Source organism: uncultured Kordia sp. (assembly GCF_947489565.1).
Classification (GTDB): Bacteria; Bacteroidota; Bacteroidia; order Flavobacteriales; family Flavobacteriaceae; genus Kordia.
The window spans coordinates 141,748-166,716 of the sequence record NZ_CANLEA010000011.1 but is presented as its reverse complement, the minus strand read 5'-3'; the positions used below and the strand labels follow the sequence as shown (position 1 = coordinate 166,716).

Annotated in this window: 25 protein-coding genes; 9 read left to right on the top strand and 16 right to left on the bottom strand. The window is 34.4% G+C overall.

Annotated features, from left to right (window positions below; genetic code table 11):
• Positions 1-2 precede the first annotated feature (2 nt).
• The 12 genes from wecB to Q0845_RS16140 all read right to left on the bottom strand — a co-directional run bounded on the left by wecB (position 3) and on the right by Q0845_RS16140 (position 12,860).
• Positions 3-1,130, bottom strand: coding sequence for a non-hydrolyzing UDP-N-acetylglucosamine 2-epimerase (gene wecB, locus Q0845_RS16195; RefSeq protein ID WP_298515358.1), 1,128 nt, complete (start codon positions 1,128-1,130; stop codon positions 3-5).
• A gap of 41 nt (positions 1,131-1,171) precedes the next feature.
• A complete protein-coding gene (locus tag Q0845_RS16190; protein WP_298515355.1) occupies positions 1,172-2,431 on the bottom strand; it encodes a nucleotide sugar dehydrogenase in 1,260 nt (419 codons plus the stop codon).
• Positions 2,421-3,416, bottom strand: a complete 996-nt coding sequence (locus tag Q0845_RS16185; protein WP_298515353.1) for an SDR family oxidoreductase — start codon at positions 3,414-3,416, stop codon at positions 2,421-2,423. The genes Q0845_RS16190 and Q0845_RS16185 overlap by 11 nt, the downstream gene beginning before the upstream one ends.
• 105 nt (positions 3,417-3,521) lie before the next feature.
• Positions 3,522-4,319 (bottom strand): 3'(2'),5'-bisphosphate nucleotidase CysQ, encoded by a 798-nt coding sequence (gene cysQ / locus Q0845_RS16180; protein ID WP_298515350.1) that lies wholly within the window; start codon positions 4,317-4,319, stop codon positions 3,522-3,524.
• 4 nt (positions 4,320-4,323) lie between these two features.
• Complete coding sequence (gene rfbD, locus Q0845_RS16175; RefSeq protein WP_298515348.1) at positions 4,324-5,178, bottom strand: dTDP-4-dehydrorhamnose reductase; 855 nt, start codon at positions 5,176-5,178, stop codon at positions 4,324-4,326.
• Positions 5,175-5,708, bottom strand: a complete 534-nt coding sequence (gene rfbC / locus Q0845_RS16170) for a dTDP-4-dehydrorhamnose 3,5-epimerase (RefSeq protein WP_298515345.1) — start codon at positions 5,706-5,708, stop codon at positions 5,175-5,177. Before rfbC ends, rfbD begins: the two co-directional genes overlap by 4 nt.
• A 9-nt stretch (positions 5,709-5,717) precedes the next feature.
• A complete protein-coding gene (gene rfbA, locus Q0845_RS16165) occupies positions 5,718-6,575 on the bottom strand; it encodes a glucose-1-phosphate thymidylyltransferase RfbA (RefSeq protein ID WP_298515343.1) in 858 nt (285 codons plus the stop codon).
• A 7-nt stretch (positions 6,576-6,582) separates the two neighbouring features.
• Entirely contained in the window at positions 6,583-7,602 is a 1,020-nt protein-coding gene (rfbB, locus tag Q0845_RS16160; RefSeq protein ID WP_298515340.1) for a dTDP-glucose 4,6-dehydratase, read from the bottom strand.
• On the bottom strand, positions 7,595-8,689 hold the full coding sequence (locus tag Q0845_RS16155; protein ID WP_298515337.1) for a hypothetical protein: 1,095 nt from the start codon (positions 8,687-8,689) through the stop codon (positions 7,595-7,597). The genes rfbB and Q0845_RS16155 overlap by 8 nt, the downstream gene beginning before the upstream one ends.
• 10 nt (positions 8,690-8,699) lie before the next feature.
• Entirely contained in the window at positions 8,700-10,394 is a 1,695-nt protein-coding gene (locus tag Q0845_RS16150) for a hypothetical protein (RefSeq protein ID WP_298515335.1), read from the bottom strand.
• A 42-nt stretch (positions 10,395-10,436) separates the two neighbouring features.
• The gene (locus tag Q0845_RS16145) at positions 10,437-11,936 is read right to left on the bottom strand and encodes a GH3 auxin-responsive promoter family protein (protein ID WP_298515333.1); all 1,500 of its coding nucleotides are present in this window, start codon (positions 11,934-11,936) and stop codon (positions 10,437-10,439) included.
• A 51-nt stretch (positions 11,937-11,987) separates the two neighbouring features.
• Entirely contained in the window at positions 11,988-12,860 is an 873-nt protein-coding gene (locus tag Q0845_RS16140; RefSeq protein ID WP_298515331.1) for a M23 family metallopeptidase, read from the bottom strand.
• Between the two features lie 129 nt (positions 12,861-12,989).
• Here Q0845_RS16140 and tatA point away from each other — a divergent pair, with 129 nt between their 5' ends.
• From tatA to Q0845_RS16105, 7 genes are all read left to right on the top strand, one after another.
• On the top strand, positions 12,990-13,178 hold the full coding sequence (gene tatA / locus Q0845_RS16135) for a twin-arginine translocase TatA/TatE family subunit (RefSeq protein WP_298515329.1): 189 nt from the start codon (positions 12,990-12,992) through the stop codon (positions 13,176-13,178).
• A 114-nt stretch (positions 13,179-13,292) separates the two neighbouring features.
• Complete coding sequence (locus Q0845_RS16130; RefSeq protein WP_298515326.1) at positions 13,293-13,808, top strand: PsbP-related protein; 516 nt, start codon at positions 13,293-13,295, stop codon at positions 13,806-13,808.
• Positions 13,809-13,844: 36 nt separating this feature from the next.
• Complete coding sequence (locus Q0845_RS16125; RefSeq protein ID WP_298515324.1) at positions 13,845-14,300, top strand: hypothetical protein; 456 nt, start codon at positions 13,845-13,847, stop codon at positions 14,298-14,300.
• A gap of 10 nt (positions 14,301-14,310) precedes the next feature.
• The gene (locus Q0845_RS16120) at positions 14,311-14,931 is read left to right on the top strand and encodes a Crp/Fnr family transcriptional regulator (RefSeq protein WP_298515322.1); all 621 of its coding nucleotides are present in this window, start codon (positions 14,311-14,313) and stop codon (positions 14,929-14,931) included.
• Between the two features lie 65 nt (positions 14,932-14,996).
• The gene (locus tag Q0845_RS16115) at positions 14,997-15,851 is read left to right on the top strand and encodes an acyl-CoA thioester hydrolase/BAAT C-terminal domain-containing protein (protein ID WP_298515320.1); all 855 of its coding nucleotides are present in this window, start codon (positions 14,997-14,999) and stop codon (positions 15,849-15,851) included.
• A gap of 54 nt (positions 15,852-15,905) precedes the next feature.
• The gene (locus Q0845_RS16110; protein ID WP_298515318.1) at positions 15,906-17,159 is read left to right on the top strand and encodes an alpha/beta hydrolase-fold protein; all 1,254 of its coding nucleotides are present in this window, start codon (positions 15,906-15,908) and stop codon (positions 17,157-17,159) included.
• Between the two features lie 24 nt (positions 17,160-17,183).
• Positions 17,184-17,819, top strand: coding sequence for a hypothetical protein (locus tag Q0845_RS16105; RefSeq protein WP_298515315.1), 636 nt, complete (start codon positions 17,184-17,186; stop codon positions 17,817-17,819).
• Positions 17,820-18,040: 221 nt separating this feature from the next.
• Here Q0845_RS16105 and Q0845_RS16100 read toward each other — a convergent pair whose 3' ends face one another.
• Complete coding sequence (locus tag Q0845_RS16100) at positions 18,041-18,253, bottom strand: hypothetical protein (RefSeq protein WP_298515313.1); 213 nt, start codon at positions 18,251-18,253, stop codon at positions 18,041-18,043.
• Positions 18,254-18,478: 225 nt separating this feature from the next.
• On the opposite strand from Q0845_RS16100, the gene Q0845_RS16095 reads away from it, so the two are divergent.
• The gene (locus tag Q0845_RS16095) at positions 18,479-18,907 is read left to right on the top strand and encodes a hypothetical protein (RefSeq protein WP_298515310.1); all 429 of its coding nucleotides are present in this window, start codon (positions 18,479-18,481) and stop codon (positions 18,905-18,907) included.
• An 86-nt stretch (positions 18,908-18,993) separates the two neighbouring features.
• On the opposite strand, the gene Q0845_RS16090 is transcribed toward Q0845_RS16095, so the two are convergent.
• From Q0845_RS16090 to Q0845_RS16080, 3 genes are all read right to left on the bottom strand, one after another.
• Positions 18,994-19,902: a T9SS type A sorting domain-containing protein gene (locus Q0845_RS16090; RefSeq protein WP_298515308.1), complete on the bottom strand. Its 909-nt coding sequence runs from the start codon at positions 19,900-19,902 to the stop codon at positions 18,994-18,996.
• 155 nt (positions 19,903-20,057) lie between these two features.
• The gene (locus Q0845_RS16085; RefSeq protein WP_298515306.1) at positions 20,058-21,791 is read right to left on the bottom strand and encodes a LuxR C-terminal-related transcriptional regulator; all 1,734 of its coding nucleotides are present in this window, start codon (positions 21,789-21,791) and stop codon (positions 20,058-20,060) included.
• 168 nt (positions 21,792-21,959) lie between these two features.
• On the bottom strand, positions 21,960-24,086 hold the full coding sequence (locus tag Q0845_RS16080) for a Tex family protein (protein ID WP_298515304.1): 2,127 nt from the start codon (positions 24,084-24,086) through the stop codon (positions 21,960-21,962).
• A 150-nt stretch (positions 24,087-24,236) separates the two neighbouring features.
• Between Q0845_RS16080 and Q0845_RS16075 the strand changes: the two genes are divergently transcribed.
• A complete protein-coding gene (locus tag Q0845_RS16075; RefSeq protein WP_298515301.1) occupies positions 24,237-24,812 on the top strand; it encodes a Crp/Fnr family transcriptional regulator in 576 nt (191 codons plus the stop codon).
• The last annotated feature ends 157 nt before the right edge of the window (positions 24,813-24,969 follow it).

Genomic DNA, 24,969 nt, shown 5'->3' with positions numbered 1-24,969 from the left:
TCTTATTGTAATTTTGACATGTATTTAACGATCTTATCACAAGCAGTTCCGTCTCCGTAAGGATTGTGTAGTTTACTCATTTTGTGATAAGCAGATTCGTCTGTTAGTAATTTGTTAGCTTCACTGATAATTTTTTCGGTATTTGTTCCCACCAATAATACGGTTCCTGCGTCTACAGCTTCTGGTCGCTCTGTAGTATCACGCATTACCAATACTGGTTTTCCTAAACTTGGTGCTTCTTCTTGCACACCACCACTATCTGTAATAATTAAGCTCGATTTATCCATTAACCATACAAATGCAGGATATGATAACGGTTTTATTAAATTCACGTTATCTATGTCTGCTAATAATTCATATACAGGCTTTTGTACGTTTGGATTTAAGTGTACAGGATAAATAATTTGTGTATCAGGATGATCGGTTGCAATTTGCTTTAAAGCCGTGCAAATGTTGATAAATCCTTGTCCGTGATTTTCTCTACGGTGACCAGTTACTAAAATTAATCGTTTAGAAGTGTCTAAAACTCCTTTTACGTCTTCAATTTCTTGGTCTTGGAATCCGTCTGATTTTACTTTGTCCGCACTAAAATGCAAGGCATCAATCACGGTATTTCCTGTAATTAATATATTTTCATCTGCAACATTTTCGTTAAGCAGATTTTGCTTTGAAGTTTCTGTTGGCGAAAAGTGATAGTCACAGATACTTCCTGTAACACATCTGTTGATTTCTTCTGGGAAAGGCGATCTTTTGTTAAAAGTACGCAATCCTGCTTCTACGTGACATACTTTTGCACCCGAATAAAACGCTGCAATACTTGTTGCCATTGTCGTAGTTGTATCTCCATGAACATATACATAGTCTGGTTGAAAATCTTCCAATACAGGCTTTAAGTTCGTGATGATATCTGCTGTTAAACCATATAAATTCTGATTAGGCTTCATCAAGTCCAAATCATAGTCTGGAGTTATTTCAAAAAATGAAAGTACCTGATCCAGCATTTCTCTATGCTGTGCCGTGATACAAACTTTTGTTTCAAAAGTGTCTTGGTGTTTTAAAAATTCCTTTACCAGCGGTGCCATTTTAATAGCTTCTGGTCGTGTACCAAATACAATTAGGTTTTTTTTCATCAGTTTGTTTTTGTTCTTTGTTTACTTTATTGTTCTTACGGCTATAATCTCTCTGTTACGATTGGTTTTGGGAAGAAATTTTTCGCGTCAAAAATAATACATCCTGCTTTAAAAAAGGGAGTTACGTCAATTTTATTGAAACTTTTATGTGCAACTGCCAAAATAATCGCTCTAGTGTCTTTTGAAATAGAAGACACCAAGTCAATATTGTATTCTTTCTTTACTTGTGATGTATCTACGTTGTCGTCAAACACCTCAACTTCAATCCCATATTCTGTGAGTTCATGCACAATGTCAATCACTCGTGTATTTCTAATGTCTGGGCAATTTTCTTTAAACGTGATACCTAATATGGTCACTTTTGCACCTTTGATTAGTTTTTCTTGTTTAATCATGAGTTTTACCACGCGTTCTGCGATGTATTTGCCCATGTTATCGTTTATTTTTCTTCCTGCTAAGATGACTTGTGGAATGTATCCTACACTTTTTGCTTTGTGTGTTAAGTAATACGGATCTACACCAATGCAATGTCCACCAACCAATCCTGGCGTAAACGGTAAGAAGTTCCATTTGGTTCCTGCAGCTTCTAATACTTCATGTGTATCAATACCTAATTTCCCAAAGATTAAGGCTAATTCGTTGACAAACGCAATGTTGATATCGCGTTGCGAATTTTCAATGACTTTGGCAGCTTCCGCTACTTTGATGGAAGATGCTTTGAACGTACCAACCGTTATGATACTTTTGTAAAGCTCATCAATGATTTCTGCAATTTCAGGCGTGCTTCCCGAAGTTACTTTGACAATATTGCTGACTCTGTGTTTTTTGTCTCCCGGATTGATTCTTTCAGGAGAATATCCGCAGAAAAAATCTGAATTAAACACCAAATTACTTTGTGCTTCTAAGATTGGCACACAAACTTCCTCTGTACATCCTGGAAATACTGTTGATTCATAAATGACAATATCTCCTTTTGCCAACACAGCGCCAACTAAGTTTGAAGCAGCTTCTAACGGTGTTAGGTCTGGAAATTTATGTTCGGTAATCGGTGTTGGAACAGTTACGATATACACATTTGCTTGCGCAATGGCTTCCGCTTTGTTTGTGTATTGTAAGGTGGAAGCTTCTTGTAGTTCTTCTTTGCTAACTTCAAGCGTATGATCTTCTCCTTGTTGTAGCTCTTGAATTCTAGCTTCATTGATATCAAATCCGATGACTTGATATCCTTTTTTACTGAATTCAACCGCTAAGGGCAATCCAACATATCCTAAACCTATTATGGAGATTACCTTATTTGTCATTTGTTAAAGATTGCTTTTTAAAAAAGTCGTACGTAATGGACAAACCATCACGAACTGTATATGTAGGATTGTATTGCAATAGTGTTTTTGCTTTTGAAATATCGGCCAATGAATCGCGCACATCTCCTATCCTGCTTTCTCCATGAGATGCTTCTATTGTACTTTGCGTAATTTCTTTGATATTATTCCACAAATCATTCACACTAATACGATCGCCAACGGCAACATTGACTACTTCATGTTTTGTAATTTCTGATAATGCTGCTTTTATATTTGCTTGCACTACATTCTCTATAAAAGTAAAATCTCTGGTTTGATTTCCATCACCATTGATTGTTACTTTTGTGTTATGTATTCCTGCATTGAAAAATAATGGAATTACGGCTGCATATGCACCTTTTACGTTTTGTTTTGGTCCAAAAACGTTGAAATAACGCAGTCCTACCGTATGAAAGTCAAAGTTTGTAGAGAAGTTATCTGCATACAATTCGTTTACATATTTCGTAATTGCATACGGAGATAAAGGTTTCCCAATAATTTCTTCTTGTTTTGGTAATGCTTTGCTATCGCCATACGTACTTGAAGAAGCTGCATATACCATTCGTTTTACACCTGCATCACGCGAAGCGACTAACATGTTTAAGAAACCTGCAATGTTTACTTCATTGGACGAAATAGGATCGTTAAAGGAACGTGGCACTGAACCTAAGGCAGCTTGATGCAATACAAAGTCCATTCCGTCGACAGCTTTCTTACACGTTTCCAAGTCTCTAATATCACCTAATACAAATTCGAAATTTGGGTTTGACTCAAATTCCTCAATATTATGTTTAAAACCTGTAGCTAAGTTATCTAATACACGTACTTTTTTGGCGCTGTGTTTTAATAGATATTCTACTAAATTGGATCCTATGAATCCTGCGCCGCCAGTGATTAAAAAACAGTAATTATTGAGGTCTTCTTGGTGATATGCTTCTTGATACATGTTGCTATTATTCGCTGCAAAACTAGCTATAAATTTTAATTCTAGGAAATAAATGAATTTTAAGGGGAAATACCCTTTTTGGAAAGGGTTTTATCCCCTTTTATTTTATCCTATTTTTCTAACAAGAAACCACGGATTTAGTAGATTTTCTTTGTTGTATTTTAGGGGTTTGTTGGTTTCTAGAGAATATACTTCAAGTCCAACAGCATTACAAATAGCGTGTCCTGCTGCCGTGTCCCATTCCATTGTTGGTGCACAACGCGGATAGTATGACGCTTTTCCTTCTGCCATTAAGCAAAATTTTAACGAACTTCCTGCTTTGATTAAGTTGATCTCTTTTCCTTCTGTGTCAAGCGTATCGATGAGTTCTAACACATCTTGATTTTTAGAGAAATGACTTGATGCTATTGTAACTACATCATTTTCTGGAGTTGCAAATATTTCAACAGCATTTTGCAGCATACTTTCGGTAATTGTATGTGCTTCTAATTCTATTTTGAATGCTTTTTTTTCTTCTGTTATCGCAAAATATAACGATTTTGTGACAGGAATATAAATGACACCTAATAATGAGATGCCGTTTTCTACCAACGCAATATTGACAGTAAATTCGCCATTTCGACTGATAAATTGTTTGGTGCCATCAAGTGGATCTACAATCCAGCATTTTTGCCAATTTTTACGAACTTCATAGTTTGCGTGTTCGCCTTCTTCACTTAATACTGGAATTCCTGTACTTTGTAAAGCATTTTGAATGTATATATCGGCTTTTTTGTCTGCGATAGTTACGGGAGAATCGTCCGTTTTTCGTTCAACATCTACGATTTGATTTTCATAGATATTCATAATAATCGCACCTGCATCAACAGCAGCTTTTATAGCGGTATGTAGGTAGTTGTTCATCAAGTTATAAGTGATTTTGCATCAAATTACGGAGACTTTCTTGCCATGGGATCGTCATTATCATACCACGGACTTTCGTTTTGTCTAAAACACTGTTTTTGGGACGTGCGGCTTTGGTTTTATAGCTATCCACACTTTTTAACGAAGGTTGGTCCGCTTCCGCCAAATTTAAATTTTGAATAATTTCTTTGGTAAAATCGTACCAAGTAGCTTCTCCTTCGTTGCTAAAGTGATAGATTCCGTACTGTGTATTTTCTGTATTTATTATGTGTAGAAGCAATTCCGCCAAATCATTTGCGTTTGTCGGTGTTCCTTTTTGTTCTGTAGTAATGGTTAGGTTTGCTTTTTCTGCTGCTTTTCGCAGAATAGTCTTGTAAAAGTTTTTTCCAAATTCAGCATATAACCAAGAGGTACGGATGATAAAGTACTTTTCTGTAACTGCTTGAATGTTTTCTTCGCCTTTTAGTTTAGATGCGCCATATACACTAATCGGATTTGTAGTGTCTGTTTCTACATACGGCGATGTTTTGGTGCCATCAAACACATAGTCTGTAGAAATATGAAGTAAAGTCACATTATTGTCAGCACAGGCTTTCGCTAAATTTTTAGCAGCTTCTGCATTTACTAAATAAGCTTTGTCTTCTTCGCTTTCGGCCAATTCTACATTGGTATAGGCAGCACAATTTACACAGTAATCAAAAGTATGATTTGAAAAATAGTCTTGTACTGAAACTGTGTCTGTAATGTTTAATTCCTTAGAGGATTTAAAGTGAAAGTTGATGTTTGGATGTTGCTGTTGTATCTTTTGAATACATTGTCCTAATTGACCATTGGCGCCCGTAACTAAAACCGTTTTCATAGCGATAATGATTTCAGATTTGAAAGCAGTTTGTCTTTATCGGAAAGTATGATTTCATTTTCTTGTAACATCCAATCAACAGCAATGTCTGGATCGTTATAAATAATTCCTGATTCCGCTTCTTTGTTGTAAAAGTTATCACATTTATACGCAAATATTGTATCGTCTTGCAATACTGCAAAACCATGTGCAAATCCTCTCGGCACAAAGAGTTGTTTATTGTTTTCAGCGTTCAGAATGATCGAAAAATGCTGTCCGAAGGTTTTAGAATCTGGTCTTATATCAACGGCTACATCCAATACTTCTCCACGAATTACACGCACTAGTTTTGCTTGTGCATGCGCTCCTTTTTGAAAGTGCAATCCGCGCAACACACCTTTTTGAGATATGGATTGATTGTCTTGTACAAAATGAACGTTTGCTGGAAATTTTTGTTCGTTGTAACTTTCCATAAAGCTTCCTCTAGAATCCCCAAATACTTGAGGTTCTATGACAAAACAGTCTGCTAATGGTGTGTGTGTTATGTTCAAGACGTTTTTTTATTGTATTTCTAATAGATGTTTTCCGTACCCACTTTTTAATAATGGCGCCGCCAATTCATCCAATTGTTTTTTGCTAATGAATCCCATTCGATATGCAGCTTCTTCAATAGCACCAATTTTGAGTCCTTGACGTTCTTCAATGACTTGTACAAATTGCGATGCTTGCATTAATGAGTTGAATGTTCCGGTATCTAACCAAGCCGTTCCTCTGTCTAGAATACTTACACTTAGTTTTCCTTTTTCTAAATATACACGATTTACATCGGTTATTTCGAGTTCTCCTCTTCCACTTGGCTGAATGTTTTTGGCAATTTCAACCACTTCATTGTCATAAAAATAGATCCCAGGAACTGCATAGTTTGATTTTGGCTGTGCTGGTTTTTCTTCAATAGAAATTGCATTGCCATTTTCATCAAATTCTACGACTCCATAACGTTCCGGGTCGTGTACATGATATGCGTAAATGATTCCTCCTTGCGGATCGTTATTTGCTTGTAATAAGTCTGCTAAACCTGAGCCATAAAATATATTATCACCCAAAATTAACGCAACTTTGTCGTCGCCAATAAAGGCTTCTCCAATGATGAAAGCTTCTGCCAATCCGTTTGGCGCTTCTTGTACTTCATAGTGAAATTCGCAACCAAATTTTTTACCATCGCCCAGTAATTTTTGGAATAATGGTAAATCTTGTGGTGTAGAAATAATGAGTATTTCTCGAATTCCTGCACTAATTAAAGTTGAAACGGGATAGTATATCATCGGTTTGTCATACACAGGCATCAATTGCTTGCTTACGGCTAAGGTAAGTGGATGCAATCGTGTTCCTGATCCTCCTGCTAATACTATTCCTTTCATTTATATATTATTTCGTTTCGTATTTATTCAAATACCATTCAATGGTTTTTAAAATGCCCGATTCAAAAGTTTCCTCCGCTTTCCAACCAAGTTCATTTTCTAACTTATTAGCATCAATTGCATAGCGAAAATCGTGTCCTGGTCTATCGGTTACAAAGGAAATTTGCTCTTTATATGAAGTTTCTTTTGGACGTAATTTGTCCAATAACTCACATATTGTATTTGCAATATACACATTGGTACGCTCATTTCTTCCTCCAACATTATAAGTTTCACCTACTTTTCCTGTTTGGTATACGAGATGAATTCCTTTGCAATGATCTAATACATACAACCAATCGCGAATATTCATTCCGTCACCGTAAATAGGAATATTTTCTCCTGTAATTGCTTTACGTATGATGGTTGGAATTAGTTTTTCATCATGTTGTTTTGGTCCATAATTGTTTGAACAATTTGTCGTTACCACATTCATTCCATAGGTATGAAAGTAACTGCGCACAATAAAATCAGACGATGCTTTGGAAGCACTGTACGGACTGTTTGGTGCGTACGATGTATCTTCTGTAAACAATCCTGTTTCGCCTAAGGTTCCATATACCTCATCGGTTGAAATGTGATGAAATCTGCACGCTTCATAGCCAGCTTTCACTTGGTTTGGACCATCCATCCACGATTTTTTGGCTACATCTAATAAGTTAAATGTTCCAAAGATATTCGTTTGTATGAATGCATCTGGATTTTTGATAGAATTGTCTACATGTGATTCTGCAGCAAAATGAATGACTCCTTTAAAATCATACGTTTCAAAAAGCTTCTCTATCAAACTTCTATCGCAAATATCACCTTGTACAAACTTATAGTTTTCATGATTGCTTATTTCTACCAAATTACTTAAGTCGCCAGCATACGTAAGCTTATCAATATTCACAACAATTGTGTCTTGGTGTTGTTCCAAGAAATACGGAATATAGTTTGCTCCTATAAATCCAGCTCCACCAGTAATAAGTATAGCATTTTTAGGCATTCGATCGTTTGTTATCAGCGTATGTATTTAAATATTTATTTAATTCTCTCAATAAGATAAACATTAATAACAATGAAATTGTTACCATTGGAATTCTGTATAGATATTTATCGTAGAAAGATCTAATCCTTGCTCCAGGAGAAAAATCACTCAATACATTAATCGTTTCTTTTTCTAATTCTTTTTGTCTATTGATTTCAAGAATTCTATTCGCAAGCTTTTCGTTTACAGCTAATAACTCAATTTCTTTTGTTTTTCTTTCGTTATTTGCAGCCAGTTGAATATAAGTATTTGAAGCTTTTCCTGCTGTTTCTTTTACAGGTTCTTGCAATAATATTTCCTTATATGCTTTTCCTAACGAATCAATATTTACCAATTGCTTTGCAAGTGCTTCTGCCTGTTTTTCAAGACTCTCTAAATTGATTTCTTTTTGTCTCTTGATATGAAAGTTTTCTATATTTTCGGTAATAATTGGGTTTTGTAGCGTAGGAATAACATCTTTATCAGCCGAATAAACAGAAACTTGATGTACAGAAAAATCTAATGGGCTTACATTTCGTTTAAACTTGTCAAAGTCAATTTCTCTTAAAACAAATGTAGTATCAGCCGTTTTCATAAATTCATTATATGCTTTCAGCATTCCATTATCTGTCACATCTGGCTCTATTACAAATCCACGTAAACCTCCTGCTTGATCTTTAGTGATGTTAAAAAGACTTGCTAATTTTGTACTATCTCCTTCTTCTACAAGTCCTTGATAATATTTAACATTAGAGTATAGTTGACGTGTACTTCCGTAGTTTGTTTGCACATACATACTTGAGCCATATACCGCCTCTTTTCTAGAGTCAATAAACCAGCCAATAACAATACTTAAAAACCCTACAATCACAAATTTTACGATATGTACCCTAACTATAATTAAGGCTCTTATTAATAAGTCTAGTAGGAATAAAAGTATATTTCTTATAAATAAAAAGAGTCTGTTAAAAGCACTTCCTATCATTCTGAAGAGCTCTTTCAGATCTATCTCATTGCCAGTTTGTGGTGGTTTTTCAGGCAGCACATTTTGGTTATTTTCGCTCATATTCTCGTTATTAGTTGTTAAATAGTTGTTCTAATATTTTTCTTGTTATTAAATATGTTGGTTTTACACCTGTTGTTCCTAATCCTCCAGAAGCCAATGTACTTCCTGTTTCTAGCGGATTATCAGATGCATAATACGCATATCTTACTTTTACATTTTCAGAGATACTTCCTCGTATCTTAGAAGCCGATTGAATGGCTTTTTGATAATGTGCTCCTTCCATTTCGAGTCCAATGACATTCCAAGTAGAATCGTGGAAGAATTTTAAAATGTCTTTGTTTTGCAAAGACGTTCCTAATACGGTAATCATAGAACCTTCAAATACTTCCAATCCATGACCTTCCAAATCTTCTTTTTCCAGTTCATTTTTAAAAGGATAGTTATCTGCTGTTCCTTCAAAAATGTGTGCCGACGGAATCATAATGTCTCCTTTTCCTCCTTCTAAAATTCCCGCTTTTCCCATAATGGAAATTGACGCCACATTTAGGTATTCTTTTTCTGTTTTGTCTGCGCTAGTATATGGCTTTAAAAACTCGTCTATGGTTTCATAGGCTTGTTCTCCAAAAGCATAATCCATGACAAACAATACTGGTTTTTCATCATCATTTGTAGCACAACACGAATAACTTGTTTTGCTAAAATCTATTTTAGACGTATCAAAGATTTGCACGTTGATGTTTGTTCCCGATTCATCTTTGATATAAATCATTCCCTTCTTCAACGCTTCTTTTTCTACTTTATTTCTAAGTGTATTTTTTCCTGAGGCACTTAAGGCTTCAAAAATATCAAATTCATCGGTAGTATTGAGTTCTTTTTGCAATAGTTTTGGTGCAAATATAGAGTTCATCACACTGTGCATATTGGCACTAATGATATGAATAGGTCTATGCAACAGTTTATTGTCTTTAAGTACTTTTTTAATATTATTTGCCCAAACTTCTCCGTGAATATGATGTCCTAAGCGTTCACGCAATACAGGACTAAACGTAATGGTTCTTTTTTGTCCCAAAACTACTTCATCTATGGCCAATTTTCCTAACCAATAAATGATATTTAAAAAGCGTTCTGGATTTTCTTTCGTAGAAAACGTTTTATGGGCATGTAAAATTTCTTCAAAAGTTCTGCCTAAAATATTCGCGGTGTGCGTAATAGCAATTTCACGTTCGGCTAAACTTAATTTTTTCTTTTTACAGACTGCTTGTTCTAATTTTTCCCAATCGCGAATGGTTTCTCCATCTTCACCAATAAGAACACGATCACTTATTTTGTGTGATTCTATAAATAAAAACGTCAAGTGTGTTAGAATATCATAGATTTCAGAGCGACCTCGCGTAATTTCGATGTTCATTTGCTCTTTATCGATTCGGTAACAATTTCTACGTCTTTTGGGTGGAATTATGACTTCGAAATGCGAATTTTTGAAGCCTTCATCAGAAGTTAAATTGATAAAACGGCATTCTTCTATACCAATAGGCAAACGATCAATTACGTATAGTAAACCGTTAATTTCTGCCTTGTCTTCAGCTACTGAGCCATATATTTCGGGACGTAACAATAGTAAAGACTGTCGCAATGTTTCCCCAGAAACTCCCATAGGTTTGTAAAAGCCACGATTAAATAAATGTCTCATGGTAATATACAAACGTTCAATGGCTCCCGAAGATTCTTGCGCTCTCGTTCTTTCGTGTACTCTGATGTTACTCATAAATGGTTTTTCCGCACAAAAATACAAGTTAATTTGATATTTCTAAGCTTTTTTATGATTCGTTAGTATTTCAGCGATTTTTCTATCGTTTGACAATCTAGGAATTTTATTTTGTCCACCCAATTTTCCTATCGATTTCATATAGTTTTGAAAGCCGTCTTTTTGAATTTGGGTAATTTGTAATCGTTTTAAAACTTTCCCTTCTATTAAATCAAAATAATAACTGTTTTGTTGCTGCAATGAAGCATCAATAGTTGCTGCAAATTTTTCTATGTTTTCTGGCGCTTTTTCAAATTCAATAAACCATTCATGATAAGGTAAACCTACTGCTGGATTGATTTGCGGTGCGACTGTAAATTCATTGATGCTTGCGCCAGCATCTTGCAAAGCATCGTTGAGTGCTTGTTCCACTTCTTTTCCGATGACATGTTCGCCAAAAGCCGAAATAAAATGTTTGATACGTCCAGAAACAATAACTTTATAAGGTTTTACAGAAGTAAACTCCACAGTATCGCCAATATTATAACTCCACAGTCCTGCATTGGTAGAGATAATCATGACATAATTTACACCTACTTCTACATCTTTTATGGTGATTCGCGTCGGATTTTCATCAAAAAAATTGTCTGCTTTGACGAATTCATAAAAGATACCCGAATTCAGTTGCAACAACATTCCTTTGTCATTTTGCTCGTCTTGAAAGGCAAAAAACCCTTCACTAGCAGGATATAATTCGATGCTATCTACTTTTCTTCCAATTAGATTTTCAAACTTATTGCGATACGGCTCAAAGTTGACTCCGCCAAAAATAAAGAGATTGAAATCTGGGAAAACTTCGCCTATTTTTTTGCCAGTTCGTTCTTCTATTCGCTCAAAATACATTTGAACCCACGAAGGAATTCCGCTGATAATTGCCATTTTTTCGTCCAAGGTTTCATCGACAATGGCTTCTACTTTGGTTTCCCAATCTTCGATGCAATTGGTTTCCCAGCTTGGCATTCTGTTTTTTTGAAGATAGCCTGGTACATAATGCGCAACAATTCCGGAAAGTCTTCCGAGTTTTACACCGTTTTTTTCTTGCAATACAGGACTTCCTTGCAAAAAGATCATTTTTCCGTCTACAAAGTCTGCATTTCCAGTTTCAGCAATATAAAGCAAGATGGCATTTCGAGCAGCTTCTACATGTGTTGGCATCGATTCTTTGGTAATGGGAATGTACTTGGCACCAGAAGTGGTTCCTGAAGTTTTGGCAAAATATACCGGTTTTCCTTTCCAAAGAATATCTTTTTCTCCTGCGACAACTCTATCTACATACGATCGTAACGCTTCGTAATCGCGAATGGGAACACGTTTTACAAAATCATCATGTGACTGAATGTTTTTAAAATCGTGATCTTTCCCAAATTCAGTATTCGCTGCTTCTTTAATGAGTTTTTTAAAGACTTTTTCTTGCGTTTCTATTGGATTATTTGCCCATTTTGACACTTTTTTTCGAATGTGCTTTGCAAAAGGTTTTGCTAAAATGGCTTTGATTGATTTCATCTGTGTGTTTCCTTTCTTAAATTAAAATCAGATGTATATTTTGTATTGACTTTAGGGTTTAAAATCTATAAATGATTCTGGATCAATGGAATATCCTTCGCTCCAGAGTTCAAAATGTAAATGTGGTCCTGTGGTTAATTCTCCTGTATTTCCTACTTTGGCAACCACTTCTCCTACGCGTACCAAATCACCTTGTTGTTTGGTTAAGGACGCATTATGCTTGTAAACCGATATCAAATTGTTTGAATGTTCAATGATAATTACATATCCTGTTTCGGCAGTCCATTCGGCAAAAATAACCATTCCGTCAGCAGTTGCTTTTACAGGCGTATCTTTGGGCACTACCACATCTACTGCAAAATGTTTTTCTTTGGCGTTGTATTTTTGAGATACTTCTCCTTTTACAGGCGGAAACAATTTAAAATTGACTTTGGATGTCGCTGTTTCAAACAAATTGTATTTGTCTTCCTGTGCTACTTCTTCACGCAATAAAGAATCTTGCTTGTTTGGCGCTAAGCTTACCTGATCAGGATCTGCTTCAAACGACTTAAATAAGGAATCTTTATTTATGCTTTTGCTTTTCACTTCTCCCGTAAGGACATCACGAATCGATTTTAAGTAAATAGAATCTCTACGTGCAATTTGTTCTAAGGAATCAATTTTTTCATTCAAATGAATCGCTTTTTGCTTTAATGCCGTAGACGAATATCCCGGAATATATTCCCGCAAGGAAGTAAACGCAATTAAAAAAGTGGTTAATACAATGAGCATGATAGCAGAAAATGTAACTAATACAAATACATTTAAGCGTGTGAGTTTAAAAGAAATACGCTCTTCAAAAGTATCTTCATTGAGAATAACCAAACGATACTTGTGCAAAAGCTTCTTTTTGAGTTGTCGTTTTTTTCGATTTTCTTTTGCCATGATTATTTTCTGCGTTACAAACTTAAAAGAAAAATATTAGGAATAAATTGTATTGAAGTGTTTTTTTTATGCTTCTTTAATGCTAAGTATCTATTTATTTTTACCTTTGTAACTTAAATAACAAACATTATGATGTCATTAAATATGTTTTTAGCTATCCCAGGAGGAACTTCGATTATCTTAATTGTAGTTGTTGTATTACTTTTGTTTGGAGGAAGAAAGATTCCAGAATTAATGCGCGGTTTAGGAAGCGGAATTAGAGAATTTAAGGATGCAAGTAAAGGTGAAGACGAAACTAAGAAAGTAGAAAAAGAATAATTTCCTTTTTAGATATAAAAGATACAAAAATCCACACTGTAGCAGTGTGGATTTTTTGTTTTTAGACCAGAAAAGAACTAGCTTTAGATTTATAACGAAGATTCCAATTTTATTATGAAAAAAATAACGCTACTTATATTGTTTGTGTGCACTAGTTTCAGCATTTATGCACAAGACTCATGGAAATCAATAACTCGAGACGCATATTCAATACAGTATCCTAGTGATTGGAAAATTGATACTTCTGGAAGTATTGGAGCAGATTTGATTATATACAGTCAACTAAGTTCAGCGGATGATATTTTTACAGAAAATATAAACGTATTGATTCAAGATTTGACAGGTTATAATATGGATCTTGATTCGTATACTGAAATCTCTGAGGAACAAATAAAAACGGTGATTCAAAACGGAAAAATTATTGAAAGTAAACGAGTTACCAGCGGCTCAAATCCCTATCATCGCGTTGTTTATCTTGGAGAACAAAATGGTTATAAGTTAAAATTTGCACAGCATTATTATGTTATAGATAATAAAGCCTTTGTACTTACACTTACTTGTGAAGAGGATCAATATGATAACTATATCAGTACTGCAAATACAGTTTTTAAGAGTTTTCAGTTAAAATAATATACTTTCACTTTTTTAGAAGAAGAAATTCAACCTATGGAAATTACCCAAAAAGAAGTTGCTCAACTCATTGTCATTGAAAAACCCGATACATTTCGGGCGCATTTTTTGTGTTTTCTTTTTAAGAATAAAAAACTACATGGAAGTAGCACTGAAAGAGAAGTTCGACTTTGGCAACAGAATAGTTGGACTGCGAGTTTGTATGCTGTTTTCATTTTTACATTTAACAGTCAACATCACTTGATCAATATTAAAGCAAAGCCCAATATATATGGAAAAGTATTTTTCTCAGGAATATTTGTGCTATTGTTTGGCTTTTTTTCTTGGAAGCTTTTTTATTTATATGAAAACGAACGTTTTTGGTTGTATACAGGTATTGTTGCTGTTTTTATGATACTGTATATTTTGTTTTGTGTTATTGTGTATCAAAGCGAGAAACGTTTTCAGCGGCAAGTCATTTATGAAAAACTCAATATTGACAAGACTGATTAGTATATAGTTTTTGCATATTTTACTACTGATATCAAAAAAAACACATAAACCATTTCCTATCGAAACGACCGAAAACATATTTGAACATTTTGAGCAATACATTAAACTTTCCGATAAGCTTAAAGCTGAATTGAAAGATAAATTGCACGTCGTTACATTTAAAAAAGGGGAACTTGTATTAGATGCGGATCAAATTTCCACCAAAAGTTATTTTATCCGAAAAGGAATTTTGCGCACGTATTTTTTAAAAGATGGCAAAGAAGTGAGTGAATATTTTTGCAGTACAAATGAATGGATAAATTCTCCCAGAAGTTTTATGCAACGCAAAAAAGACATCTATTATATTGACGCCATTGAAACCACCGAAGCTTTTTCATTGCACGTAAACGATTTGGTATATTTGTTTGATCATTTTCCTGAGATGGAACGTTATTCTAGACTTTCTATGGGAACTATTTTTGGGCATTTGATGGAACGAATTACTTCGATGCGTTTTGCTTCTGCCAAAGAAAAATACGCCCATTTTTGTGAAACTTACCACGATATTTACCATCGCATTCCACTAGGAATGGTCGCTTCTTATATTGGAATTACGCAGGAAACTTTGAGTAGAATTCGCGCTGAAAAATGATTATTTGATTTATGTCAAATGTTTTGAATGTATGATACAGTTACTTTGTCTAAAAGCAAACAACTATGATTTTATTCAAAAAAGTACCATTCATATTTTTTCTATTACTGTTTTTTGTTGCTACAAAAAGTTACGCACAAGAAACTCTTTCCACTAAAAATACAGAAGCAGTTTTATATGTTGGAAACGGCAACAATCAACCTTTAGTGGTTGGACTTGGCGGTTCGGAAGGCGGAAATGCTTGGACCTCTGATTATTGGAAAAAAACGAGAGATCAATTTCTTGCAAAAGGATATGCGTTTTTAGCCATTGGCTATTTTAATGCAAAAGGAACACCCAAAGTTTTAGAGAAAATTGCCATTGAAGATATTTACAATGCTATTGTGAAAGCTACAGAACATCCTCTCGTACATACTGAGCGAATTGCGATTGTTGGCGGTTCTCGTGGTGGCGATTTGGCTTTGTTGCTCGCTAGTTATTATGATGAAATTGATTGTGTTGTCGGAATTGTTCCAAGTCATGCTGTATTTCCAGGAAACACACAACATTTTTCCACCTCATCTTGGACGTATAATAAAACTGAATTGCCTTTTATTCCTGTAAATGAAGCTGCTGTACCTTTTATCATGAAGCGCGATTTACGCGGTGCTTTTAACGCCATGCTACAAGACAAAGAAGCAGAAAAAAAAGCCTTGATTACCGTTGAAAAAATACAAGCGCCTATTTTACTAATTTCTGCCACCGAAGACGAAATTGCACCTACAACACCTATGTGCAACAAAATTATGAAACGACTGGATCGTTTTCAGTTCAAATATGATAAAGAACATATTGCTATTGTAGGTTCGCATGCAGCGCCACTAAAACATTTTGAATTGGTTTTTAATTTTTTACAACATGTATTTCCTGTGAAAAAATAATTTAATTTTGGTATTGTTTGTGCGAAACTATTACAAACACTACCAATCTTTATTATGAAAAAAAGCATCCATACGTTGATCATCTGTATACTTGTAAGCACAAGTTTTTTTTATACAGCTGCGCAATCCAATCAAAATAATTTATTTCAACTCGGAACTAAAGATATTATCTATTCAAAAGTTCTTGCAGAAAATAGGCAAGTCTGGATTCAAATTCCCGAAAGTGCTAAAGCAATTACAAATCATCCGAAAAAATATCCTGTTGTATATGTGTTAGATGGCAGCGTACATTTTTTATCTATTTGCGCCGTACTGAACCAATTAACACCAGACATTATTCCTGAAATGATTGTTGTTGGTATTGAAAATTCTCAGCACAGAGTCCGTGATTTAACACCAACAAAAGTAACAGAAGCTAATGGCGCATCTGATTGGGTAAAAGATTCTGGTGGCGGAGAAAGATTTACTGATTTTATTGCAAACGAATTAATTCCATATATCGATAAAAAGTATCCAACGACAAGTCATAGAATACTTGTGGGACATTCATTTGCAGGATTATTTGTGGTGAATACACTTTTAAATCATTCTGAATTGTTTTCCAATTATATGGCAATTGATCCTAGTTTATGGTGGGATAATGAAGTTTTAAATACACAACTAGCCGAACGTTTGTCTGATAAAAAATACAGTGGCAAATCGTTGTTTATTTCTATGGCAAATCCGTTTCCGCCAGATACCGAAAAAGACATCAATGTACTTGTAAAAGACGCTACACAGAGAACAGAGCCTTTTCGCGCAATACATAGATTTTCTAAAATTGCTTCCGAAATACCTTCAAGCACGTTGGAGTTTGCCTATCAATTTTATGAAAATGAAAACCACGGAACTGTTCCGTTAATTTCTATCTATGATGGAATGAATTATTTGTATTCTTGGTATAAAATGAGTGGGCAATTTATAGATGTGTTAAGAAATCCTCAGGCTTCCGTTGAAGCTGTCGAAAATGCTTTTAATGAGCGTTATAATACCCTTTCCAAACGAATGGGTTACAAAGTACATCCTGAAGAAGATTTGCTCAATAATTTAGGATATGCGTTTATGAATAATGACCCAAAAAAGTCGTTTACAGTGCTTAGCATGCTTATAGAAGCTTATCCTAAAAATGCAAATGGATATGATTCTATGTCAGATTATTATATTTCGCAAGGCGATATTAAAAATGCCATCAAATATGTGCGGATAGCGTATACCATAAGTGGTTCTAACTATCACAAAAAGAAACTTGAAGGTCTACAAAAAAGGTAATTCATTTTGTTGTACATTGATAACATGAAAACATACTTTGCTTTTTTATTGGTTCTTTTTTTAGGATTTTTTGTTGCTTGTAAAGAAAAAGCAACCACAATTCCTACCAAAAAACCACAACCAAAAGTTGTAAAAGACACAATTTCGCCAAGCGTCAATTCTCACGAAAGTGACACTGAAAAACAGATAGATTTAACTTCAAAACTAAAAGAAAAAGTAACGCAATTAGCGACTTTGAAATACAACTATCAACTGAAAAGTTTAGATACGGTAGTTGCTAAAAAAACCATTCTTTTAGGAGGTTTGAAACGTTTGATAAAATTACGAGATACTGTTTATAAGGATATAGATTTTACCATTTTTGAAAAGGAAATGCATCAAATGTCAACGTCATTTTTAAAAGGAACAAAGCCAATGCCACAAACTACAAATTTGTATCCTAGAGTCACCGTAGAAGAATATATTTTTAAAACTCCTGAAAGTGCTCAAAACGCACTAAATCTGCTGGAAAAATTAAAGAAATACCGAGGTTTATGGACATATATTGGCAAAGCACCACACGATTTGTTTCGAGAAGAAAACCGAATCTATTTTGTCAGTACGGGCGGACATTATATGATGGGAATGGAAAAAGATATTACTTCATTACTTAAAGAATAGTCTGTATGAAAAAGTACGTTAGGTAATTGGTTGTATTATAAAAACAGCATTCACTTTAGTAGAATATTAAATTTCAAACAATTAACAACGAAAAAATTAGTTGCTAAAAAGTCTTTTCTTAAGAAGAATGTATCTTATAAGGCATTGATACATTCTTCAGGAAAACAAAAGACTAACAAATTAAAGCTTACTAGCCTTTTAAATTCTAACCAAAATTATGTTTATCCGTTTGCAGGTGCGCTTGGACTTGCTGGTGATGGCGAATTTCCTACAGGTGGAAACTCACAACAAGTAGTTCGTAAACAGGAATTACATGTAATTTGAGATGGACACGCACGATCAGATGGAGGCAAACCTCCTTCGATTTGAAGTGTAGTTACATCAGAAATAACCCTTTTGTTAAGCTTCAGTGATTTTAAATTTCTTTTTTTCATGGTTAATTAGTTTTTGGTGGTTTTTAGAAACCATTTTTGACTTCTTCCTGTCCATATAACCTGTAGAAATTTAAAAGGTGACATTTTTTGTAATTTAGAAGCTGTTTTCGGCGTTGTTTATTTGACGTCTATATATTGAAGCTTATGAAAAAATATTTCCTGTTATTTTGTGTATCATTATTTCTTCTTTCTTGTAAAAAGAAATGTATTGTCGTTAAAGATTTTATGTTAGCTAAAACTGAATATACGATATTACCGTTTAGTGAAAATCGTCCGTATCTTTTTGAGAATGCAACAGAAACAACGCTTTCAGATAAAGAGTTGATTCTTATAGAGGAATTATTCCAACAAATGAGAATTGAACACAATGCAAAACTAGCGGAATCACGTATTCAATATAATAAGGAAGATCCTTATGGAAAGTCTGGTTTGGAATTAGAAACCAAAGGTTTTAAACGTCAATATTTGCCTGTAATTAATGAAAAAGGCGAAAAAGAAGTCTGGATTAATTTTTTCTGTGCAGCTCACTTAGAAGGTTCTTGGTGGAAAACAAAAAGATACCAAGTAGCCGATGGAGGAAATTGTTATTACAACCTAAAAATTAATTTGGCAACAAAAGAAATTTATAATGTGCGTATTAACGGTGTTGCCTAATAAAAAAAGTGCCGTTCCTTAGAGAAAAACGACACTTTCATAGTTAATTGCTAATCAATCTAGACCTAACTCAATGAAAAATTGAATTAATTTTTAATGATTTTTTCACGCAAAATAACCGCTCCATTTTCATCTAATAAGTGTACAAAGTAAACTCCTGTTTGTAGCTTTGAAGTATCTACTGTTGTTTTCTCAGTATTCAATATTTCTTCTTTTACTACCATTCCTTTGCTATTGTATAAAATTGCACTGGTAGCTTTGTCTTTTCCTAAATCTATTGTCAATTCATTTACAGAAGGATTTGGATATAGTTTTACATCAATAGCCGTAAGAGTAGCTGCTTCATCAATGGTAATAGTACGTTTTGCTATTGGTTGCTGCGTTGTTGCGCTTCTTGCTGCTTCGCATGCTGCTACCGTAAAACGTACAGTGTATGGCGCACAACCTGGCCTTGATACTGTGGCAGTATATGTTCCTGCAGCTACATTAAATGTAGTTGATGTTCCTCTTGATAATGTAAAGTTTGCTGAACCTATTTGAACTGTTACAGGTAAAAAACTGCTACTATTGTTTGCAAATTGCACTTGGCGCAATCCGTTTGTGTTACAGTCTAATTGTCTTACTACAAAGTTTCTTGCATAAATGTTAAATACTTTGCTAGATTCACAACCATTTGCATCCACAATGGTTGTTCTATAGGTTCCTGGAGGCAATCCAATGTTTAATGATCTTGAGTTTGTAGTAGTCGCTGCTGTTAAGCTAGAGTTTACATCATCAATTGTAAAGTTAAATGGTGCTTGTCCGTCAACAATAGCAATATTTACAACTCCATTGCGTCCACAGTCGTCAATGCGTGATGAAAAGCTAAGGTTTTGATCAAAACTATCACAATTTGTTTGTGCTGTAACTGAAGTGAAGCTACACAGCATTAACATGAAAATAGATAGTACTTTTACGGAATTAGAAAATCTGGTTTTTGTAAATTTTGGTTTCATAAATTGTTAGTTTTTGTTTGGTTCAAATATAAAGTTGCTTTGTACAGCAATACCAATATTTAGCCTTGACAAAAACTAAAATACACCTTGATTTGTTCTTGAAATTAAATTTTTAAAATGATGATTTTCATACATTTAAATTTTAAAAACCGATTTTAAATTTCTTTAATGTACTCGCTTAGTTTTTGCTTCTTTGGTACATTTATTTTGTTTCGAATTTTAGATCGATACGTATCAACACTATTGATAGAAAGTTGTAAGCGCGTCGCAATTTGTTTGGAAGATGCATCTAAACGTAACATGAGTATAATTTCTTTTTCTTTCACTGTTAAGTCAGGATATAACTTGCTCAGGTTCTCTAGAAAGTCGCCATTATTTTCTTGTACTTTGGTATACAATTCAATTTGAGATTCATTCTTCCGAATATCTTCATTGATTGAACTTAATACATTGGACAATAAAGGTTTGTTGTTTGCATCTTGTTTGTAGATTTTAAGTATTTTTTTCTTTATGTTTTGTAGGAGTTTGTTCTTTTCTTTGATGTGTAGAGAAAAATCAATGACTTGTTTATTCTGAAACTCAATCGTTTGTTGCAACGCTTCTTTTTCTAATAGTTGTGTTTTGCGTTCTGACCGAAGTAGTTTTCGTTGTTTTTTAAATACGAGGATTAGCAGTAGTAATAATAAGATAAAACTAATTCCTAAAATTGTATTGTAGAGCGAACGCATATTGCTTTTTTCCTCCATATATGCAAGTTCTTCTTCTTTCTTTTCGAGTGCAAACGTTGCTTTTTCGGCATCAAAATCGGCTTTTAAAAAAAAGGCTTCACTCGCTTTTCCCAATTCGTAGATACTATCGTTTATGGCAATATATTCTGCTAAAGCTTCATTCGATTTTTTATGATTACCTATTTCTTCATAGGCTTTTGCAAGCAGTGAAAACATGATTTTTTGATGTCCCAAACGTTTGAAACGCAATACATCATCCAACGTGTTTTCTAAAATTGAGATGGCTTTCTTATGATCTCCCAATTTCAAGTATATATCAGCTTCTATCATGTTTAACGCCACATGATAAGAACTCGATTCATCTTTTAAAGTTTCTCTTGCCTTTTTTACATATGAAAGTGCTTTCGTGTACTGTTTCTTATTCACATAAATACACGCCCAATTGTAATAAATACGTATCAAATGATCGTAATAGTCAATGTTTTCATCAACCGTTTTTAATAAAGCTTCTGCCTTTTCAGTTTCTTCAAACTGCAAATACGCAGATACCATATTGATCCGATTTCCTCTAATGTTAGTTTCGCTAAAATTACCATCTGTTTCTACAACTTTGAGTCCTTCTTCCATGTACTTCATAGCACTTTCAAACTCTTTTTTGATGATAAAGAGCTGCGACATATTTGTGTACACTTGTAATAAAGCACGTTTGTCGGGAAATGGCAGTGCATATGTTTGTGCTTTAGAAAGTCGCTGTAACGCCTTTGGGAAACGAGAATATATCGAATAAATAGCACCTAAGTTGGTAAGGTTGATAATTTTTGTGAGTGTGACTTTTTCTGTTTTCTTATAAATAAATTCAGATAGTGAATAATAATCTAGCGCACTTTTTTCATCATTTATACTTTCATAAATCTCTCCTATTTCATTGTAACAATAGCCTAAATCTAAATCATTATTTTCTTCTTTTAATAATAAAATAGCTTCCAATAAGGTTTCTATGGCGTCTGAAAATAATTCCTTTTTGCGAAATTCGTAAGCATCAGCTATTAATAACTTTGCTTCGTCGTTTTGAGTGGTAATTTCATGCAAACGTTTGGGCAACTTCTTTAGTTCAGAAGTACCTTCTTGATCTTGAAAAAAACCCACAGTGGTATTTCCCAAAGTATGAGTGCTCGTTAAAAAAAATAGTAGACAACTTAAAATAAACAGCCGTTTCATCTTTATTTTTTTGATCGGTAGCTAAGGTAATCAATCGTAGGGAATTGCTTTCATATATTCAAAAAAGCATTCATGGTTACGTTTTCAACTCCGCTTTATGCGATACACAATCTAATCAATCATAGACAATTGAATTCGTTTGCGTGCTTCGTCTACCTCAACAACAGTAACTGTGACATGTTGGTGTAGTTTGACAACGGCATTGACATCGCTGATAAATTCGTTCGCCAATTTTGAAATGTGCACCAAACCACTTTCTTTGATTCCGATATCGACAAAACACCCAAAATTGGTAATATTGTTGACAATTCCCGGCAACGACATGCCTACTTTTACATCGGAAATGGTTTTTACATTTGGATCAAATTCAAAGAGTTTGGCTGCTTTTCGCGGATCTACTCCAGGTTTTTCCAATTCTTTGATAATATCGTTTAAGGTTGGCAAACCAATGGTTTCTGTGCAATAGTTTTGAAGTTTTATATTGCTTAAAATAGCTTTGTTTCCAATTAATTCATCGACAGAAATCTTAGCATCTTTCGCCATTTTTTCTACAATATGATAACTTTCTGGATGCACTGTCGAATTGTCTAATGGATGTTTGGCATCTGTAATTCGCAAGAATGCAGCAGCTTGCTGAAACGCTTTTGGACCTAATCGCGGTACTTTTTTCAAGCTATTACGCGAATCAATTTTTCCGTTTTCGGTTCTGAATTTCACGACATTTTCTGCCAAATTCACACCAATTCCAGATACATAACTCAACAAAGCGCTACTTGCGGTATTTACATTCACGCCAACAGCGTTTACACAACTCATTACAACCGTATCGAGTTCATCTTTGAGTTTTGTTTGATCGACATCATGCTGATATTGTCCCACACCAATCGCTTTCGGGTCAATTTTTACCAATTCTGCCAATGGGTCTTTGAGTCGTCTTCCAATAGAAACGGCTCCACGAACCGTAACATCATAATTTGGAAACTCGGCACGTGCAATTTTAGACGCAGAATACACTGATGCGCCAGCTTCATTCACAATAAAAACTTGCAAATCGCGATCAAATTGAATCTTTTTTACAAAGAATTCTGTTTCACGCGAAGCCGTTCCATTTCCGATAGCAATCGCTTGAATTTTATAAGCATTCACCAACGAACGTATTTTTTTTCCTGCTTCTGAAGTTTTTCGCTGCGGCGGATGCGGATATATATTTTCATTATGTAATAAATCGCCTTTTTCATCCAAACACACCACTTTACATCCTGATTTAAATCCTGGATCAATCGCCAATACACGTTTTTGTCCTAAAGGAGCTCCTAATAATAATTGCTTTAAGTTATCGGCAAAAACTGAAATCGCAGTCGTGTCAGCCTTCGCTTTTACATCATTCATGACTTCATTGACAATTGCGGGCGATAATAAACGTTTGTAGGCATCTTCAATTGCAATAAAAACCTGATCGGTACAAGAATCAATATTCGTTTTAATGATTAAACCGTCAATACTATCTAATGCTTCTTCTTTGTCAACGGCAACTTTAAGTTTGATGAATCCTTCTTTTTCGGCGCGCATCATGGCAAGCAATCTGTGCGAAGGTGCTCTGTGAAGCGATTCGCTCCAATCAAAATATTGCTTGTATTTCTGCGCTGTATCGTCGTCTTTTTTTGTTTTGACAACTTTGGTCGTTATGGTAGCTTTTCGTTGATAGAGACGTCTTATTTTGTTTCTAACATATTCGTTTTCGTTAATCCATTCCGCCATAATATGTCGCGCACCTTCAATCGCTTTTTCTACCGAAGCAACTTCTCCTTTTACAAATCGCTGTGCGGCGTATGCAACGTCTTCATGTTGCTGCTTCATGATGATTTTAGCCAACGGTTCCAATCCGTTTTCTTTGGCAATTGACGCTTTGGTTTTGCGTTTTTTCTTGAACGGTAAATACAAATCTTCCAACGCTGTCAAGGTTTTAGCTTGTGCAATTTTTTCTTGTAATTGTGGCGTTAGCGCATCTTGTTCTGTAATTGCTTTTAGAATTGCTTCTCTTCGTTTTTCTAGCTCTTCGAAAGCCGTTTTTAGTTTTACAATTTGCCCTATTTGCACTTCATCCAAGTTTCCTGTCATTTCTTTTCGATAGCGAGAGATGAAAGGAATGGTACAATCTTCATTTAGTAATTCAATCGTTTTCAAAATACTTTTTTCTGGCAATGAAAGCTGTGATTGTATGTATTGAAGTTGCGTCATAAAATTTGTATTGAAAGATTATTTTTGGAGACGCAATTTAGTTTTTTAGTTGATTGAATGAAAGATTATTTTTATTCGGTTAGTATTTGCTAAATTAGTTGCTAAAATCACACACTAACATATTATTGGCAAAATCAAAAAAATAAATCGATGAGCAAATACAAAGGAATATTGAATAACATAGCCAGATATGTTGAGTTAACAGATGATGAAATAACGCAGTTTACTTCAATATTAAAAACGACAAGAATAAAGAAAAGGCAATTTGTGATTCAACCTGGATTTGTATCAGAATATCAAAACTATATAGTAAAAGGTTCAGTCAGAGTTTTTTATTTGGATGATCTTGGAAAAGAGCATACGATAATTATTGGTATTGAAGATTGGTTTTTTTCAGACTTTTATAGTTATGTACATAGAACTCCTGCAAAATATTTTGCGGAAGCACTTGAAGATTCTATCATCCTGCAAATGAAATATGAAGATGTTGAAGAAATCTGTTCTAAAATACATCCGATATGTCAATATTTTAGATACATCACGGAAAAAGCGTTCTCCTATGCTCATCAAAGAATTGTTTCTAATATTAGTAAAACTTCAGAAGAACGCTATTGGGAATATGTTACTAAATATCCTGAAATTGCAAATAGAATTCCGCAGTATGTCTTAGCATCGTATTTAGGAATTTCTCCAGAGTCATTAAGTAGAATCCGTTCGCGTTCATAGCTAAAAAGTTGATTCAAATCAATTTTACTTCTTGATACAGATCAAGCGTTTTTCTTACCACACGTCATATAAATCTCTTCATATATGATGCAACTTTGCCATGTTAATAATTGACAAATCAGTGTAAGGTGTATTTGAACATCAGTGCAATACAACC